The sequence below is a fragment of the Cesiribacter sp. SM1 genome (assembly GCF_020178975.1).
Taxonomy (GTDB): Bacteria; Bacteroidota; Bacteroidia; order Cytophagales; family Cyclobacteriaceae; genus Cesiribacter.
Map to the genome: position 1 here is coordinate 102,893 of NZ_JAHXBU010000042.1, position 16,229 is coordinate 119,121.

General features: G+C 49.3%; 9 protein-coding genes. 7 read left to right on the forward strand and 2 right to left on the reverse strand.

From position 1 onward, the window contains the following. Window positions 1-13: 13 nt before the first annotated feature. From dnaG to surE, 4 genes are all read left to right on the forward strand, one after another. Window positions 14-1,927, forward strand: coding sequence for a DNA primase (gene dnaG, locus KWJ01_RS06820; RefSeq protein WP_224995679.1), 1,914 nt, complete (start codon window positions 14-16; stop codon window positions 1,925-1,927). 300 nt (window positions 1,928-2,227) lie between these two features. Then, window positions 2,228-3,448 (forward strand): bifunctional 3,4-dihydroxy-2-butanone-4-phosphate synthase/GTP cyclohydrolase II, encoded by a 1,221-nt coding sequence (locus KWJ01_RS06825; RefSeq protein WP_304502766.1) that lies wholly within the window; start codon window positions 2,228-2,230, stop codon window positions 3,446-3,448. Window positions 3,449-3,470: 22 nt separating this feature from the next. Continuing rightward, entirely contained in the window at window positions 3,471-4,127 is a 657-nt protein-coding gene (locus KWJ01_RS06830) for a hypothetical protein (protein WP_224995680.1), read from the forward strand. Window positions 4,128-4,375: 248 nt separating this feature from the next. After that, window positions 4,376-5,149 carry a 5'/3'-nucleotidase SurE gene (surE, locus tag KWJ01_RS06835; protein WP_224995681.1) on the forward strand — a complete coding sequence of 258 codons (774 nt, stop codon included), beginning with the start codon at window positions 4,376-4,378 and terminating at the stop codon, window positions 5,147-5,149. Between the two features lie 122 nt (window positions 5,150-5,271). Here surE and KWJ01_RS06840 read toward each other — a convergent pair whose 3' ends face one another. Together KWJ01_RS06840 and KWJ01_RS06845 are read right to left on the reverse strand one after the other, a co-directional pair. Continuing rightward, window positions 5,272-6,507 carry an ATP-binding protein gene (locus KWJ01_RS06840; protein WP_224995682.1) on the reverse strand — a complete coding sequence of 412 codons (1,236 nt, stop codon included), beginning with the start codon at window positions 6,505-6,507 and terminating at the stop codon, window positions 5,272-5,274. 12 nt (window positions 6,508-6,519) lie between these two features. Continuing rightward, window positions 6,520-12,870 carry a HAMP domain-containing protein gene (locus KWJ01_RS06845; protein ID WP_224995683.1) on the reverse strand — a complete coding sequence of 2,117 codons (6,351 nt, stop codon included), beginning with the start codon at window positions 12,868-12,870 and terminating at the stop codon, window positions 6,520-6,522. A 394-nt stretch (window positions 12,871-13,264) separates the two neighbouring features. Between KWJ01_RS06845 and KWJ01_RS06850 the strand changes: the two genes are divergently transcribed. The 3 genes from KWJ01_RS06850 to KWJ01_RS06860 all read left to right on the forward strand — a co-directional run bounded on the left by KWJ01_RS06850 (window position 13,265) and on the right by KWJ01_RS06860 (window position 16,125). Next, the gene (locus KWJ01_RS06850) at window positions 13,265-13,744 is read left to right on the forward strand and encodes a CYTH domain-containing protein (RefSeq protein WP_224995684.1); all 480 of its coding nucleotides are present in this window, start codon (window positions 13,265-13,267) and stop codon (window positions 13,742-13,744) included. A gap of 98 nt (window positions 13,745-13,842) precedes the next feature. After that, window positions 13,843-14,766, forward strand: a complete 924-nt coding sequence (locus tag KWJ01_RS06855; protein ID WP_224995685.1) for a hypothetical protein — start codon at window positions 13,843-13,845, stop codon at window positions 14,764-14,766. A gap of 144 nt (window positions 14,767-14,910) precedes the next feature. Beyond that, window positions 14,911-16,125 (forward strand): lactonase family protein, encoded by a 1,215-nt coding sequence (locus tag KWJ01_RS06860; protein WP_224995686.1) that lies wholly within the window; start codon window positions 14,911-14,913, stop codon window positions 16,123-16,125. Window positions 16,126-16,229: the final 104 nt, after the last annotated feature.

Consider the following 16,229-nt stretch of genomic DNA (forward strand, 5'->3'; position numbering starts at 1 on the left):
CATTTACCCGGATATGCGCATTGGGCAGGATATAATAGCAGAGTTACAGCAGCGGCTCGATATTGAAGAAGTGGTTGGAGATTATGTTACGCTGAAGCGGAAAGGCCGGAACTTATGGGCCTGCTGTCCATTTCATGATGAAAAGTCGCCTTCCTTTTCTGTTGCGCCCGATAAAGGTATTTATAAGTGCTTCGGCTGTGGCAAAGCCGGCGATGCCATCAACTTTGTAATGGAGGTAGACAGCCTCAGCTTTACAGATGCCGTAAAGCAGCTGGCCCAGAAGTATGGTATAGAATTGCCTGAAGAAGAGCCTGAGCCGGAAGAACTGCAGGAGCACCAGGAAAAAGAGAGCCTCTACATTATATTAAAGTTTGCAGCCGACTACTTTCAGCAACTGTTAAAGGAGCACCCCGAAGGCAAAAGCATTGGTTACAGCTACCTGAAGGAAAGGGGCTTTCCCGATGCTATTATCAAGAAATTTGAACTGGGCTACAGCATTGATGCCTGGGATGGCCTGCTGAAGGCTGCCACAAATAAAGGCTACAGCACAGATTTGCTGGAGAAGGCAGGGCTCATTATCCGCAAGGATGACAAAACTTACGACCGCTTCAGGGGCAGGGTGATCTTTCCCATCCACCACCCCTCCGGTAAACCCATTGCCTTTGGTGCCCGGCAACTCATAACAGATAAAAAGCAGCCCAAGTACATTAACTCCCCGGAAACACCCGTTTACCACAAGAGCAATGTGCTGTACGGCATGCACCTGGCTAAAAAATTAATACGCCAGCACGACAACTGCTACCTGGTAGAGGGCTACACCGATGTTATTTCGCTCCACCTCTGTGGCATTGAAAACGTAGTTGCCTCCAGCGGCACCTCTCTAACCACAGAGCAGATACGCCTCATCAGTCGTTACAGCAAGCACATTACCGTACTTTATGATGGCGACCCTGCCGGTATGAAAGCCTCTCTGCGCGGTATCGATATGATCCTGGAGGGAGGGCTTTTGGCCAAAGTAGTGGTTTTTCCTGAAGGTGAAGATCCCGACAGCTACAGCCGTAAGGTAGGCGCAACAGCTTTTGCCAGTTACCTGAAAGAAGAGGCCACCGATTTTGTGGTCTTCAAAACTAAATTACTACTCAAAGAGGCTGGTACCGACCCCCTGCGACGTACCGAAGTAGCCCGCGACATCATGGGCAGCATTGCCCTGCTCTCCGACCCGGTGGCACAATCGGTTTACCTGCGGGAGTGCAGCAACTTGCTGAATATTGATGAGGCCGTGCTGATGGCAGAGCTGCAAAAGCTGCTGCGCCGCAAGAAAGGACAGGATGCTCCCGAAGCCCCGGACTATGCGCCTCCCCTGCCCCAGGCAGCCCCGGCAGAACCGCAAAAAGCCACCACCAGCGAAGAAAGCCTCTCGTTGCAGGAGAAAGAAAGTGTGCGCCTCCTATTGCGCTATGGTTTTCACCAGGTTGGTGAAAATCTGCCACTGCACCGGTACCTGCTGCAGGAGGTGGCTGAAATTGACTTCCAGACGCCCGTGTACCGCGAAATACTGGACCTCTACCGGCGGCAGCTGGAGTCGGGCCAGGTAATTAATGAGCAGTACCTGCTGCAGCACGGCAGCACGGCTGTAAAAGAGGTGGTTGCCGATCTTAGCATCAGCCGCTATGAACTCAGCGAAGCCTGGCAGGAGCGCCACAACATTTACACCACCCAGGAAACCGACCACCTGGAGAAGGCAGCCCTGCAAAATATACTGCGGCTTAAATTCCGGCTGGTGCGCACCCTTATCCGCGAAAATCAGCAACAGCTGCATACGGCCGGTACCCCCGAAGAAGTAGACCAGATACTGCTGGTGCACCAGGAATTGAAAAAAGCTGAAATGGAGCTTGCTGGCCTTTTAGGGAATGTTATTGCAGGATAGAAGCATTTGTTGAAAAAAAAATTTAAAAGCTTCAACCTCTGCAGATTAAAACCGTACCAAATTGTACATCCGGCTGTAGTTTACATGCTAAGGGATGTTGAGGCAAAATCAATCTACCACCATGCTTCAGAGGAGCACCATTATAAAATGTGCAGGGTATGTCCCCGGCAGGGACGTTAGCGAACGGCAACACGATAATTTATGTTCTTGTTCTTAGATTAGGTATTTACTGCTACCTTTGTGCCTTATTTAGCAATAGGGGCACCTTTGCTTTTCAATCAACTAAGAACAATGCCGCCCATGAACGAGGAACGACTGCTAGACACCATAGAAGAAGCCATTGAAGCTATTCGCAAAGGTGAAGTTATCATAGTGGTAGACGATGAAGATCGCGAAAATGAAGGGGATTTTATCTGCGCGGCGGAGTGTGTGACGCCGGAGATCATTAATTTCATGGCAAAGCATGGCCGGGGCCTGATCTGTGCATCGCTCATCGAAGACCGATGCGAAGAACTGGGCCTTGAGCTGATGGTTGGTAAGAATACAGCCACCTTCGAAACTCCTTTTACAGTATCGGTAGACCTGATCGGCCACGGTACAAGTACGGGAATTTCGGCCAGTGACAGGGCAAAAACAATTCGGGCCCTGGTTAATCCGGAGACCAAACCCGAAGAACTGGGAAAACCAGGTCATATTTTTCCCCTGAAAGCGAAGCGGGGTGGTGTACTTCGCAGGGCAGGCCATACCGAAGCAGCCATTGACCTGGCGCGTCTGGCTGGTTTTAAGCCTGCAGGTGTGCTGGTGGAGATCATGAACGAAGATGGCAGCATGGCCCGTTTGCTGGACCTGCGCAAGGTTGCAGACCACTTTGGCTTAAAGCTGGTATCTATCAAAGATCTGATTGCTTACAGGCTTAAAAACGAAAGCCTGGTAAGCCGTGAAATAGAAGTGAACATGCCCACCAACTGGGGCGATTTCAGGATGGTAGCCTTTCGCCAGACAAACACAAACGAAATGCATCTGGCCCTGATTAAGGGAGAATGGAACGCAGAGGAACCAGTGCTGGTGCGGGTGCATAGTTCGTGCGTAACGGGCGATATCTTCGGATCTTGCCGTTGCGATTGTGGACCGCAGTTACATGCAGCCATGCAAATGGTGGATAAGGCAGGTAAGGGCGTAGTGCTGTACATGAACCAGGAAGGACGCGGAATTGGATTACTCAACAAACTTAAAGCATATAAACTACAGGAGGAAGGTTACGACACGGTACAGGCCAACCTACAGCTTGGTTTTCAGATGGATCACCGCGACTACGGCGTGGGCGCACAAATCTTAAGGGAACTTGGTATCGGCAAAATAAGGCTGATCTCCAATAACCCGAAGAAACGAGCTGGATTGATAGGTTACGGACTGGAAATAGTAGATAGTGTACCCATTGAAATTGCGCCTAATGAACATAATGAGCATTACCTGCGCACCAAACGTGATAAAATGGGACACACGATTTTGAAGGAAAAATAAACCTGATATTCAAGAACGTTCCATGAACAATTTTTTAAAAACAAGCACTTTTTTAACTATACTTTTTCTTACTACTTACTCTTTTAGCGTATCTGCACAACAATGGTCCCGCACCTGGTATCCGGGGCAGCTTGTAGGAATCTCTGGCGACACCCTGAAAGGTGATATACGCTATGACATTGAAAACGACGCCGTACAGATAAAGCTGCCCGACGAGAGGGTACATACTTACAGCGGAAAAAAAGTTTTAGCCTTCGAATTCCAGGAGCATCCGCGGCGTAGCAAAAGGCGCTTCTACGCCCTGCCCTACGAGCAGAGAAACTCTTTCTTTACCTCCCGCCTTTTTGAGGTACTTTATGAAGGAAAGCTTACCCTGCTATGCCGCCCCTATATGGAGCATATCGTTACCAATCCCACCAGGGAAGATGAAGCTTCGGGTAAAAAGAAAAACGATCCATACTACGAATATTACTTCCTGGGTGATGACGGCATTGTACACCTCTACAGACCACGGCTGGGCCGACTGCTCTCCTTTATGAGTGCCAAGCACAGAGAGGTGCGTAATTATATGAAACAGCATCACCTGCGCTACGACCAGATGCGCGACCTGGTGAGAATCACTGCTTACTACAACGCATTACCTGCTAGCTCCAAAGAACAATCGCTGCAGCCCGAATAATCGCCCAGGCTTTTAATCAGTTCTATGAGCAATGCACCTGTGTGCACTTATCATTAATTAATATTATTTCTGCATGTGGTTCTGATATTCGGTATCGTTCCACTGCAGATTTACCTTCACCAGTAGGGTTGCTCCAATTATTTTTCAGTTAAGAGGCCTTTTCTGCCTCTGCCAGCTTTTACTCCTACCAGCCTCTTGTAATGCTCCTTTGCCAGGCCGATATTTGGGCCTTTGCAAAAGAAACATAAATGGAAAAAAGACCGCTAATACTTATATCTAACGACGATGGCATTACAGCGCCTGGTATCCGTAACCTGGTAATGCTTATGAAAGAGCTGGGCGATGTGGTAGTAGTTGCCCCTGACGGACCCCAATCGGGCATGGGCCATGCCATTACCATTGGCAATACCTTAAGACTTTACAAAACCGATGTGTTTGAAGGCGTAGATGCCTATAAATGCTCGGGCACTCCTGCAGACTGCATTAAAATTGCCAAGTACCATGTACTGAAAGATAAATGGCCTGACCTGGTGGTGAGTGGCATTAACCATGGCAGCAACACTTCTATCAGCGTGCTGTATAGTGGTACTATGTCGGCAGCCATAGAGGCAGCCATAGAAGGCATGCCGGCCATAGGCTTTTCGCTTTGTGATTATGATCCCGAAGCAGATTTCAGCCACACCCATGAAATTGTGTTGAAGGTGGCTAAGCAAGCCCTTGAGCATGGTATTCCCAAAGGAGTAGCCCTGAATGTAAACCTGCCAGCCAAGCAAAACGAGCCTATCAAAGGTGTTAAAGTGTGCCGGCAGGCCCGAGCAAAGTGGCAGGAGCAATTCGATGAACGCTTCGACCCCAACGGCAGGCGATACTTCTGGCTGGCGGGCAACTTTGTGAATTTTGATAAGGGCGAAGATAATGATGAGTGGGCCATTGCCAATAACTGGGCCTCCCTGGTGCCCGTTCAATTCGATATGACTGCCCACCACGCCATCAGCGAGATAAACGAAGGCTGGAATTTATGAGCTTACGACAATTTTGAAAAAGTTACAGCCTGTAGACAGCAGAGGAATTTTCTCATTACTACTCACAGGCTGTAGCTTTAATATTCAATACTATGCATTACATAACATACTGTTTTGCAATGCTATACCACTTTCAGCACCGTTTCGGGATAGGTTTTATCGAGGGTAAAGAAAAAGGTGGCGCCCATGCCCTGGCTGGATTCTGCCCATACTTTGCCGCCATGCCGTTCCACAATACGCTTAACAATATTTAGGCCAATGCCGGTGCCCTCAAATTCTTTCTCGGTATGCAGTCGCTGAAAGGCACCAAACAGTTTATCGTAATCTTTCATATCGAAACCGGCGCCGTTGTCTTTTACATAATAAATGGCAGAGCCGTTGTTGCGCAGTGCGCCAACATCTATTCTGGGCGATGCACTCTTTTGTGAATATTTAATGGCATTGGAGATAAAATTGATCCACACCTGCCGGATCATGTTCTCATCACAATTAGCCTTTGGCAGATCCTGTACAACTATCTGAAACTTTTCCAGCGGTTTGTAAGCAGAGATCTCCTGCAGCACCGCCTGCACCATGGCATTCATGTCCAGCTCTGCTTTCTTCAGCTCTGCATTGGCCTGGCGTGAAAACAGCAGCAGGTTTTTCACCAGCTTCGACATTTTCTGAGTACTCTCCAGCACCATGTGGAGCATCTTCTGCCCGCTTTCATTCAGATTTTGGCCATGCTGCCTGATGAGCAGGTTCGTTAAGCCATTGATGTTGTTCAGGGGCGACATCAGGTCGTGCGATACCGAATAAGCAAAGGCATCCAGTGACTGCAGTTCGGCCAGTTTATCCTGCAGGTCCTTGTTGAGGGCTTTTACCTTTTTCTCTGATAGCTTCCGTTCCATTACCTCCCGCTCAAGCTCCTGGTTAATGGCACGCAGGGTTTCTTCCTGGGCAATCAGGCGCTTGTTCTTAAGGCTAAGGTCTATAAACGCTCCAACTTTTGCCCTTAACAGCTCAGGCACCACCGGTTTCCTGATGTAATCAACGGCACCCGATTTATAGCCCTTATAGATATTTTCTTCAATATCCATAGCCGTTAAAAAGATGATGGGGATGTTTTTGAGCTTTTCCCTGCCATAGATGAGCTCTGCTGTTTCAAAGCCATCCATGCCGGGCATTACCACATCCATAATGATGAGGTAAAAATCATGATCATCCAGCAGGCACTGCAGGGCCTGCCGACCGGAATTGGCCTTTACAATCTGGTAGCTCTCATTGATGAGAATAGTCTCCAGCGCCAGCAGGTTTTCATCCCGGTCGTCAACCAGCAGAATTTTTATATCGGAAGCATTTTCCATCAGTGGGGTCACTAAAGGTTAAAATTAGTAAGCACATTCATGCAGCCAGATGCGCATCAGCGAAACCAGCTGTGTCATGTCCAATGGTTTGGTAATATAATCAGAAGCACCCGCTTCCAGACATTTCTCCCGATCGCCCTTCATTGCCTTGGCCGTAACAGCGATGATCGGTATCGATGTATTCTTTATATCATTCCGGATAATCTGTATGGTTTCAAAACCATCCATTTCCGGCATCATGATGTCCATCAGCACAATATCAACATCGTTGGGCTGCTGCAGAATATCAATGGCTTTACGACCACTGTCGGCAGTAATCATTTCCAGGCCATATTCTTCCAGCGCACTTACCAGGGCAAAGATATTACGTACATCATCATCTACAATCAGTGCTTTTTTGCCCTTCATGATGCTTGAAGAAGGGTGCGCATCTTTAATGATCTTCTGCTTTTCAACAGGGATGGTCATAAAGTTGCGGTGCAGGAAAAAGCTTACCAGGTCAAGCAGCTTGCCAATGGAGGTTGCCGTTTTCAGGATGGTTCCCCTGGATACCTGCTTGAACTTGGCAATTTCCTCTTTTGATAAATCTTTTGCAGAATATACAATCAGCGGCGTATCTACAAGTTTTACTTCTGTTTCCAGCCTGCCCACCAGCTCGAGTCCTGTGGTATCTGGCAGCAGTAAATCAAGCACAATGGCATCAAAACTTTTTTGCTTGATCAGCCTGATGGCCTCATCGCCGGTGGCAGCCTGGGTGATCTGCAGGTCATCGCCCTCCAGAATATCTGCAATCCTGGTATACTCATCATGCACATCTTCTATCACCAGTACCTCACGCACCTTTTTGCGGTTAAAGTCGTTGATCTTCTCCATCAGCGCATTAACACCCGATGCCGTTATGCCTTTGCCCACCACATTATAAGCACCAAGTTTGTAGGCCAGTGATCTGTCGTTGGCATTTACAGAAGTAACACTCACAGGTATACTGCGGGTGATAAGGTCATTTTTCAGACGGTCCAGCACCTTCCAGCCATCAATGTCGGCAAGGTTAATATCCAGTATAATGGCTACCGGCTTATACTGGTTAATCATTTCAAAGACCAGCCCTCCTTTATTAGTGATGATAAATTTATAGCCATTCGCTTTGGCTTTTTCCCGCACCAGCTCCACCAGTGGGGCATTTTCCATCACAACCAGAATTACCTTATCCCTGGTTTTGATAATGGCCCTGTCGTCTTCCCACTCATAGGGTTTTGCAATTTCCACTTTGCTAATGGCCTGGAGGGGGTGCATTTCTAGCTCTTTCAGTGCAGTTTTCTCCTGCACAGGAAGCTTTTCCTGCGGGTAGCTCTTTTCCAGCATATTGACTGCAGCTTTGTTAGGCTCAGCAGTTACCTCTTCGTGCACGGTATCAATAGCATCGTAATTGAGCGGCAGGTACAGGGTAAAGGTACTGCCCTCACCCAGGTCGCTATCCAGCTCCATGGTACCGCCCAGCAGCGTAGTTAAACCTTTGCTAATGGAAAGTCCCAGACCTGTGCCTCCAAACTTACGGCTTGTAGATCCTTCGGCCTGCTGAAAGGCCTCAAAAATGATCATCTGCTTTTCTTTGGAAATCCCAATGCCGGTATCCTTGATTTCAAAGCCAATGACCATAGAAGCCTTGTTCAGTACAGGACTGTTGAATCGCTTGTTCTTCTCTGCCACAAATACACTTAAAGAAACACTGCCCTTCTCCGTAAACTTAAAGGAATTGGAGAGCAGGTTTTTCAGAATCTGTTTCAGACGCTGGGAGTCTGTTTCAATATATTCCGGCAGGTTCAGGTCCTGCTTGATGTTAAACCTGATCTTCTTATAATCGGCCATGTGCCGGAAGGTAAGCTCCACGAAATCTACTATTTCAGTAAAGCTAACCGGTGCGTTATCAACCGTAACCACCCCGGACTCGATTTTGGAAAGATCCAGGATGTCGTTAATAAGGTTTACCAGGTCGTTACCACAGGAGTTGATGGTTTTGGAATACTGTACCTGCTTGTCGGAAAGGTTGCCATCTACGTTCTCGGAGAGCTGCTGCGAAAGAATGAGCAAGCTGTTAAGCGGTGTTCGCAGCTCGTGCGACATATTGGCCAGGAATTCAGATTTGTACTTGGAGGTGATCATGAGCTGGGCTGCCTGCTCCTCGAGCGACTTACGGGCAATCTCCACCTCGTTGTTCTTCTGCTCCAGCTCCTCCTTCTGCTTGGCTAGCAGGTGAGCTTTTTCCTCCAGCTCTTCGTTGGTTCTGCGAAGCTCTTCCTGCTGAATTTTTAGCTCGGCCGCCAGGGTCTGCGACTGCTCCAGCAGTATTTCTGTACGGGTATTGGAGGTAATGTTGTTCAGTACAATACCAATAGATTCGGTAAGCTGCTCCAGGAAGTACAAGTGCGTTTGGCTGAAGGTCTGGAAGGATGCCAGCTCCAGCACGCCTTTAACCTGGTCTTCGAACAGGATGGGCAGCACAATAACACTTAGCGGGTTGGCCTCACCCAGACCAGAGTTGATTTTGATATAATCAACAGGCACATTGGTAAGCAGGATGCGCTCGCGCTCGGCCGCACACTGCCCTACCAGGCTTTCGCCCAGGTTGCAGTATTCGATAGAACTGCTGCTGCGTACACCATAACCACTGATGAGCTTGAGCCTTGGCTTATGCATTTCATTAGCATTTTCCAGGATATAGAACACACCATGCTGGGCAGATACTACCCTGGCCAGCTCGGACAGGATTACCTGCGAGAGGGCCGAGAGGTCTTTCTGGCCCTGCAGCATCTGGTTGAATTTGGCAAGGTTCGATTTCAGCCAGTCCTGCTCCTGGTTACGGAGGGTGGTTTCCCGAAGGATGTAGGTCATCTGGTTGATGGTATCCTTCAGCGCTTCCAGCTCACCTTTTGCCTCCACATTAATGGTTCGGGTAAGGTCACCTTTTGCCACGGCAGAGGCCACATCAGCAATGGAACGTACCTGTGTGGTGAGGTTATCTGCCAGCTGGTTTACGTTATCAGTCAGGTTTTTCCAGATACCCAGGGCACCCGGCACAGAGGCCTGTCCACCCAGTTTACCTTCGGCACCTACCTCGCGCGCCACAGTAGTAACCTGGTCGGCAAAGGTGGCAAGGGTATCGGTTAGCTCGTTTATGGTATCGGCCAGCGAAGCAATTTCGCCTTTGGCATCGAGTGTTAGTTTTCGTTTAAGGTCTCCATTGGCAACTGCAGTTACAATGCGTGCAATACCTCGTACCTGATCGGTAAGGTTGTTCGCCATCTGGTTTACCGAGTCGGTTAGGTCCTTCCAGGTACCGGCCACACCTTTTACCTGTGCCTGGCCACCCAGAATACCCTCGGTACCTACCTCGCGTGCCACCCTGGTTACCTCGTAAGCAAAGGAGTTAAGCTGCTCCACCATGGTATTGATGGTGTTTTTCAGGTCGAGGATCTCCCCTTTCACGTCGATGGTCACAGTTTTGGAAAGGTCACCACTCGCCACCGCTTTTGTTACCTCGGCAATGTTACGTACCTGCGAGGTAAGGTTACCCGTCATCTGGTTTACGGAGTCTGTCAGGTCTTTCCATATACCAGCCACACCTGGCACAAAGGCCTGTCCGCCCAGCTTACCATCGGTACCTACTTCCCTTGCTACCCTGGTTACCTCTGAGGCAAAGGCCCGCAGCTGGTCCACCATGGTATTCAGCGTTTCTTTCAGCTGAAGCATTTCTCCGCGTACGTCGGTGGTGATCTTCCGGCTCATGTCCCCATTTGCCACCGCTACCGCTACCTCGGCAATATCCCGCACCTGGCCGGTAAGGTTGGAGGCCATCTGGTTTACCGAGTCTGTTAAGTCTTTCCAGGTACCGCCTACACCCGGTACGTTGGCCTGGCCACCCAGCTTACCTTCTGTACCTACCTCGCGTGCCACACGGGTTACTTCCGATGCAAAGGAGCGCAGCTGGTCCACCATGGTGTTGATGGTGATCTTCAGCTCCTGCAGCTCGCCTTTAACATCTACCGTAATTTTGCGGGAAAGGTCACCGTTTGCTACCGCCGTGGTTACCTCGGCAATGTTACGCACCTGGCCTGTTAAGTTCGAGGCCATTTTGTTTACTGAATAGGTAAGGTCTTTCCAGGTACCACCAACGCCCGGCACGTTGGCCTGGCCGCCCAGCTTACCTTCAGAACCTACCTCTAGTGCCACCCTGGTTACTTCTGATGCGAAGGCATTGAGCTGGTCCACCATGGTGTTGATGGTTTCCTTCAGCTCGCGGATCTCGCCCTGGGCTTCTACCGTAATCTTTTTACTTAAGTCTCCCTGGGCCACCGCTGTTGTTACCTCGGCAATATTCCGTACCTGTCCGGTAAGGTTGTTAGCCATTTTATTCACCGAGTCGGTAAGGTCTTTCCAGGAACCATCTACACCGGGCACGTTCGCCTGGCCACCCAGCTTACCTTCGGAACCTACCTCCCGGGCCACACGGGTAACCTCGCTACCAAAGGCATTCAGCTGGTCCACCATGGTGTTGATGGTTTCCTTCAGCTCCATAATCTCGCCCTGCACCTCTACGGTAATTTTCTTGGAGAGGTCGCCCTGCGCCACCGCCGTGGTTACCTCGGCAATGTTACGCATCTGCTCGGTCAGGTTACTTGCCATCTGGTTTACCGAGTCTGTTAAGTCTTTCCAGGTACCGCCTACCCCTGGTACGTGGGCCTGCACACCCAGCTTTCCTTCAGTTCCTACCTCGCGCGCTACCCTGGTTACCTCGCCACCGAAAGCGTTGAGCTGGTCCACCATGGTGTTGATGGTATCTTTCAGTTCACGGATCTCACCCTGGGCTTCAACCGTAATCTTCTTGGAGAGGTCGCCTTTCGCTACCGCTGTGGTTACGTTAGCGATGTTACGCATCTGGCCTGTTAAGTTCGAGGCCATTTTATTTACTGAATCTGTAAGGTCTTTCCAGGTACCGCCTACGCCGGGTACGTTTGCCTGTCCACCCAGCTTACCTTCGGTACCTACCTCCCGGGCCACCCTGGTTACCTCGCTACCGAAGGCATTGAGCTGGTCCACCATGGTATTGATGGTAATCTTCAGCTCCCGGAGCTCGCCTTTTACATCTACTGTAATTTTCTTGGAAAGGTCGCCTCGTGCCACAGCCGTGGTTACTTCGGCTATATTCCGCACCTGGCCGGTAAGGTTGGAGGCCATCTGGTTCACAGAATCGGTAAGGTCTTTCCAGGTACCACCTACGCCCGGCACGTTGGCCTGGCCTCCGAGTTTACCTTCAGAACCTACCTCAAGGGCCACACGGGTTACCTCACTACCGAAGGCATTCAGCTGGTCCACCATGGTGTTGATGGTTTCCTTCAGCTCGCGGATCTCGCCCTGGGCTTCTACCGTAATCTTTTTACTCAGGTCACCCTGTGCTACCGCGGTGGTTACCTCGGCAATGTTACGCATCTGGCCGGTAAGGTTGGAGGCCATCTGGTTTACCGAGTCTGTTAAGTCTTTCCAGGTACCGTCAACGCCGGGTACATTGGCCTGTCCGCCCAGCTTACCCTCCGTACCTACCTCACGTGCCACGCGGGTTACTTCACTACCAAAGGAGTTGAGCTGGTCCACCATGGTATTGATGGTGTTTTTCAGCTCCAGGATCTCTCCTTTCACGTCTACCGTAATTTTCTTGGAAAGGTCGCCTTTCGCTACCGCTGTGGTTACATCGGCAATACTCCGCACCTGGTTGGTGAGGTTGGAGGCCATCTGGTTTACCGAATCGGTAAGGTCTTTCCAGGTACCGCCTACTCCTTTTACTTTTGCCTGCCCGCCAAGTTTACCCTCCTTGCCTACCTCCAGTGCCACACGGGTTACTTCCATGGTAAAGAGGTTGAGCTGTTTCACCATGTCATTCACCTCTTTGGCAATGCGTAAAAACTCACCTTTCAGCTTATGGCCATCTACCTGCAGCGGCATTTCGCGCGATAGATTACCCTTACCTATAGCAGAAATCACCTCTGCTATCTGCACAGTAGGCTGGGTAAGGTCGGTAATCATTTCGTTTACCGATTTTACACAGGTATTCCAGGAGCCCTTAGCCCCCTGCAGCTCCATTCTTTTAGATATCCTGCCTTCCTTACCAATTACTTTGCCGGTGTCGGTAATTTCATTCACCAGCATTTCGTTAAGTTCTATAATCTCGTTAAGGGTATCCCAGAACTTACCAGGCAGGCCTACCTGGTCCGAAGGAAAACGCACAGAGAAATCGCCATTGCGGACTTTTAATAATGTGTTGTAAAGCTGAGAATCGCTTATTACACTGTCCTGAATTTCTGATTTTGCAGATTCAAATTTCATGGGGCAGGTTTACTGTATAGGATAGCGTGGATAATCAAAAAGTGAATGGTACTGCAACAGGTAAAACACTTCAAAAAAAACAGCATTTACATTTATAAAAAGTAGCCAGTGCGCCTGATGCCGGGCAGAAGCAATATAAGCAGTAGCGTTTTTTTTCACAAACATGTGTTACCGTAATGCGTTGTTTTGAGGCAATAATCTGGTATCAGTTACATTGCATTGGCTTTACTTTTTCTGAAGTTCCGTTTTTGCAGCTACCAAAGATATTGCGTAGGTTGGCTGCCTGCTAAACCGGACCAGATCAGCACATTTTTTTAATGTAATGACACAAGAGTACTTATTTGGAAAACATTTTATACGCATTTATAGATACAGGGTTACTTAATTTTTGAAAATGGGTGTAGAAATAGAAAGGAAATTTTTGGTAATAAAGGATCTGTGGCTGCAGGTAACACCTGATAGCAGCAGCCCGATGCGTCAGGCTTACCTCTCTACCGATCCGGATAAAACCATCAGGGTACGTACAGCAGGCAATAAAGGCTACCTTACCATTAAAGGGAGGCCCAAAGGGATCACTCGATCTGAGTTTGAGTGGGAGATTCCCCAGGAAGAGGCACATGCCCTGATCGATAATTTCTGCTCCGATATTATTGAGAAAACGAGGCATTTTGTACGCCACCAGGGCAAACTGTGGGAGGTAGATGAATTCATGGGCAACAATGCCGGCTTGCTGGTGGCAGAGCTGGAGCTCTTAACAGAAGCGGAAGCTTTTGAGAAACCTGCCTGGATTGGCGAGGAAGTAACCCTGGATAAACGCTACCTTAACAGCCAGCTGGTAAACAACCCCTATTGCAACTGGAAAAATGAGGACTGAAGCAAAAATCGATGCAGTACAAAGCTAGTTCTAAACTGATTTACACCATTCAACAGACTCTACTTTTTACAGCTTTACTGTTGATGAACGTTCAGTGTATGCAAAAGCAGAAAACGAGTACCTTAATAGTTGAAAGAACCATTTTGCTGGATAGCGTACCTTCTGGCTCCGGACTGGCCGTTTCCGGCGACAAGATTTACCTGGTGGGTGATGACTCGCCCCACCTCTTTGTGCTTAACCAGCAATACCAGGTAACCAACCAGTACCTGATGCTGCAGGAGTGGGCTGGCAATGCTCGAATCCCCAAAAGCGGCAAACCAGATTTTGAAAGTATGACCCATGCCACCTGGGGGCAGGAGCCGTCGCTGCTGGTTTTTGGCTCCGGCTCTAAATCTCCGGAGCGGGATTCGTTGCTGGTGCTGCCCCTCAACAATCTCCACAATCCCAAGAGGTACTCGCTCACCCGCCTCTACGATGCTATTTACCGGAAGGAAGGCATCAGCAGGGACAATCTTAATCTGGAAGGTGCCGTAATGGCAGGCAAGGACCTTTGGCTGTTTAACAGGGGCACCAACAGCATCATTATCATAGACTGGAACAGCCTGTTTGCTTATATCAACAATCCGGCTCCACCTACCCCCCTGAATATAGAGGTACACCAACACCAGCTACCGGAAATTGGCGGCAAACAGGCACGCTTTTCAGGAGCCTGCTCCATTCCGGGCACCAGCCTCATACTCTTTACGGCCAGCGTGGAAGATACTGAAAACTGGATCGATGATGGCGAAGTGCTGGGCAGCCTGGTAGGCGTATTAAGCATGGAACAAGCGGGAAGTCCCGTAACAGACTTCTGGATCATCACCGACAGCAGCGGAAACCCACTGCTGGAAAAACTTGAATCCATTGATGTGCTTGAAAGCGGAGACGATTATCTGGAGATCCTGGCAGTGGCAGATAATGATAAAGGAAGTTCGCTGATGCTTGAGTTAAGGCTAAACACGAGCATCCACACCAAACTCTGAAAGTCTAAAAAGCGACAAAGGCTGGAAAAAAACTTTCGCATTCTTTCTTTATCCTTTACATTCGTCATTAGAACAAACCCCTTGCTTTCAAGCAGAACCAATCCTTTACCTTAGTTTTTATAAAACCAACCCAGAACAGAAATCATGAATACATTTTCGATGGCCAGGCCGCTACAACTTTTACTGGCTTTATCGGTAGTAGTATCAGCGTGCAGCAGTGCATCCAATACCGAAACCGTAGAAACACAAGCCCCGCAAGCAGTGGATCAGCAAGAAACAAAACAACTCCTGGTGGTAGGTACCTACACCAGAAAAGAGGGCCACGTAGATGGCAAGGCCGATGGCATTTATGTTTATGAATTTGATCTGGAAACAGGTAATCTCACCCAGGTGAGCACCTCTCCTCCCATTGTAAATCCCTCTTACCTAACGATACACCCCTCCAGCGACTGGGTTTATGCCGTAAGCGAAACCGGAGGCGAGAGTGAAAATGAAGCTGGTACGGTACAGGCCTTTCGTCTCGACAGAAGCTCCGGACGGCTGGGTGCCATCAACGCAGTTTCATCAGAAGGTGATTACCCCTGCTACGTTAGCATTGACCAAACCGGCGGCTTTGCCATGGTTGCAAACTATGGCGGCGGTATTGCCCTTTTACCCATTGAAGCCAATGGTGAGCTGCAGGAGGCTACTACTGTTATTCAACACAGCGGCAAAGGCCCAACACCTCGCCAGGAAGCACCACATGCCCACATGATTGTACCCGGCCCAAATGAAAAGTTCATCTATGCCGTAGACCTGGGGACTGATAAAATATACACCTACACCCTGGATGCCCTTGGTGAAAAGTTGATCCCTGCCGGTGAAGCGGCTACCCTTGAGCCAGGCTCCGGCCCACGCCACCTAACGTTTCATCCCATCAATGATTTTGCTTACGTGGTAAATGAGCTGAGCGGCACCATCACTGCCTTCAAGGTCGATTCTGTATCGGGGGCCCTGGAAAGTTTCCAGACTATATCTACCATCCCGGGGGGCATTAGCGGGCAGGCTGGCAGTGCTGATATTCACATCCACCCCTCCGGCCAGTATCTCTATGCCTCTAACCGTGGCGATATGAACAACATTGCCATGTTCGAAATTAACCAAACAAGCGGCGTACTGAAACTGATGGGGCATCAGCCTACTTTTGGTCTTACCCCCCGCAACTTTGTGATACACCCCAACGGCGAATTCCTGCTGGTGGCTAACCAGGACAGCGGCAATGTGGTAACCTTCCGCATCGATGAGAATACAGGCCTGCTGCAGGAAACCGGCATCAACACCGAAATACCTACACCTGTTTGCCTCAAGTTTGTAGATTGATAACACCTCATCCCTAACCCTTCTCCTTTTTAGGAGAAGGGAATTGAACGCCATTATATTATATAGTAGCAATTTTCTCATTTCTACCGGCCGCTTGGCCCTCT

What these genes read in the sequence shown, in the direction of transcription:
- dnaG (WP_224995679.1), top strand. Translation starts at nt 14, where the DNA reads ATGCGCATTGGGCAGGATATAATAGCAGAGTTACAGCAGCGGCTCGAT.
- KWJ01_RS06825 (WP_304502766.1), top strand. Translation starts at nt 2,228, where the DNA reads ATGAACGAGGAACGACTGCTAGACACCATAGAAGAAGCCATTGAAGCT.
- KWJ01_RS06830 (WP_224995680.1), top strand. Translation starts at nt 3,471, where the DNA reads ATGAACAATTTTTTAAAAACAAGCACTTTTTTAACTATACTTTTTCTT.
- surE (WP_224995681.1), top strand. Translation starts at nt 4,376, where the DNA reads ATGGAAAAAAGACCGCTAATACTTATATCTAACGACGATGGCATTACA.
- KWJ01_RS06845 (WP_224995683.1), bottom strand. Translation starts at nt 12,870, where the DNA reads ATGAAATTTGAATCTGCAAAATCAGAAATTCAGGACAGTGTAATAAGC.
- KWJ01_RS06850 (WP_224995684.1), top strand. Translation starts at nt 13,265, where the DNA reads ATGGGTGTAGAAATAGAAAGGAAATTTTTGGTAATAAAGGATCTGTGG.
- KWJ01_RS06855 (WP_224995685.1), top strand. Translation starts at nt 13,843, where the DNA reads ATGCAAAAGCAGAAAACGAGTACCTTAATAGTTGAAAGAACCATTTTG.
- KWJ01_RS06860 (WP_224995686.1), top strand. Translation starts at nt 14,911, where the DNA reads ATGAATACATTTTCGATGGCCAGGCCGCTACAACTTTTACTGGCTTTA.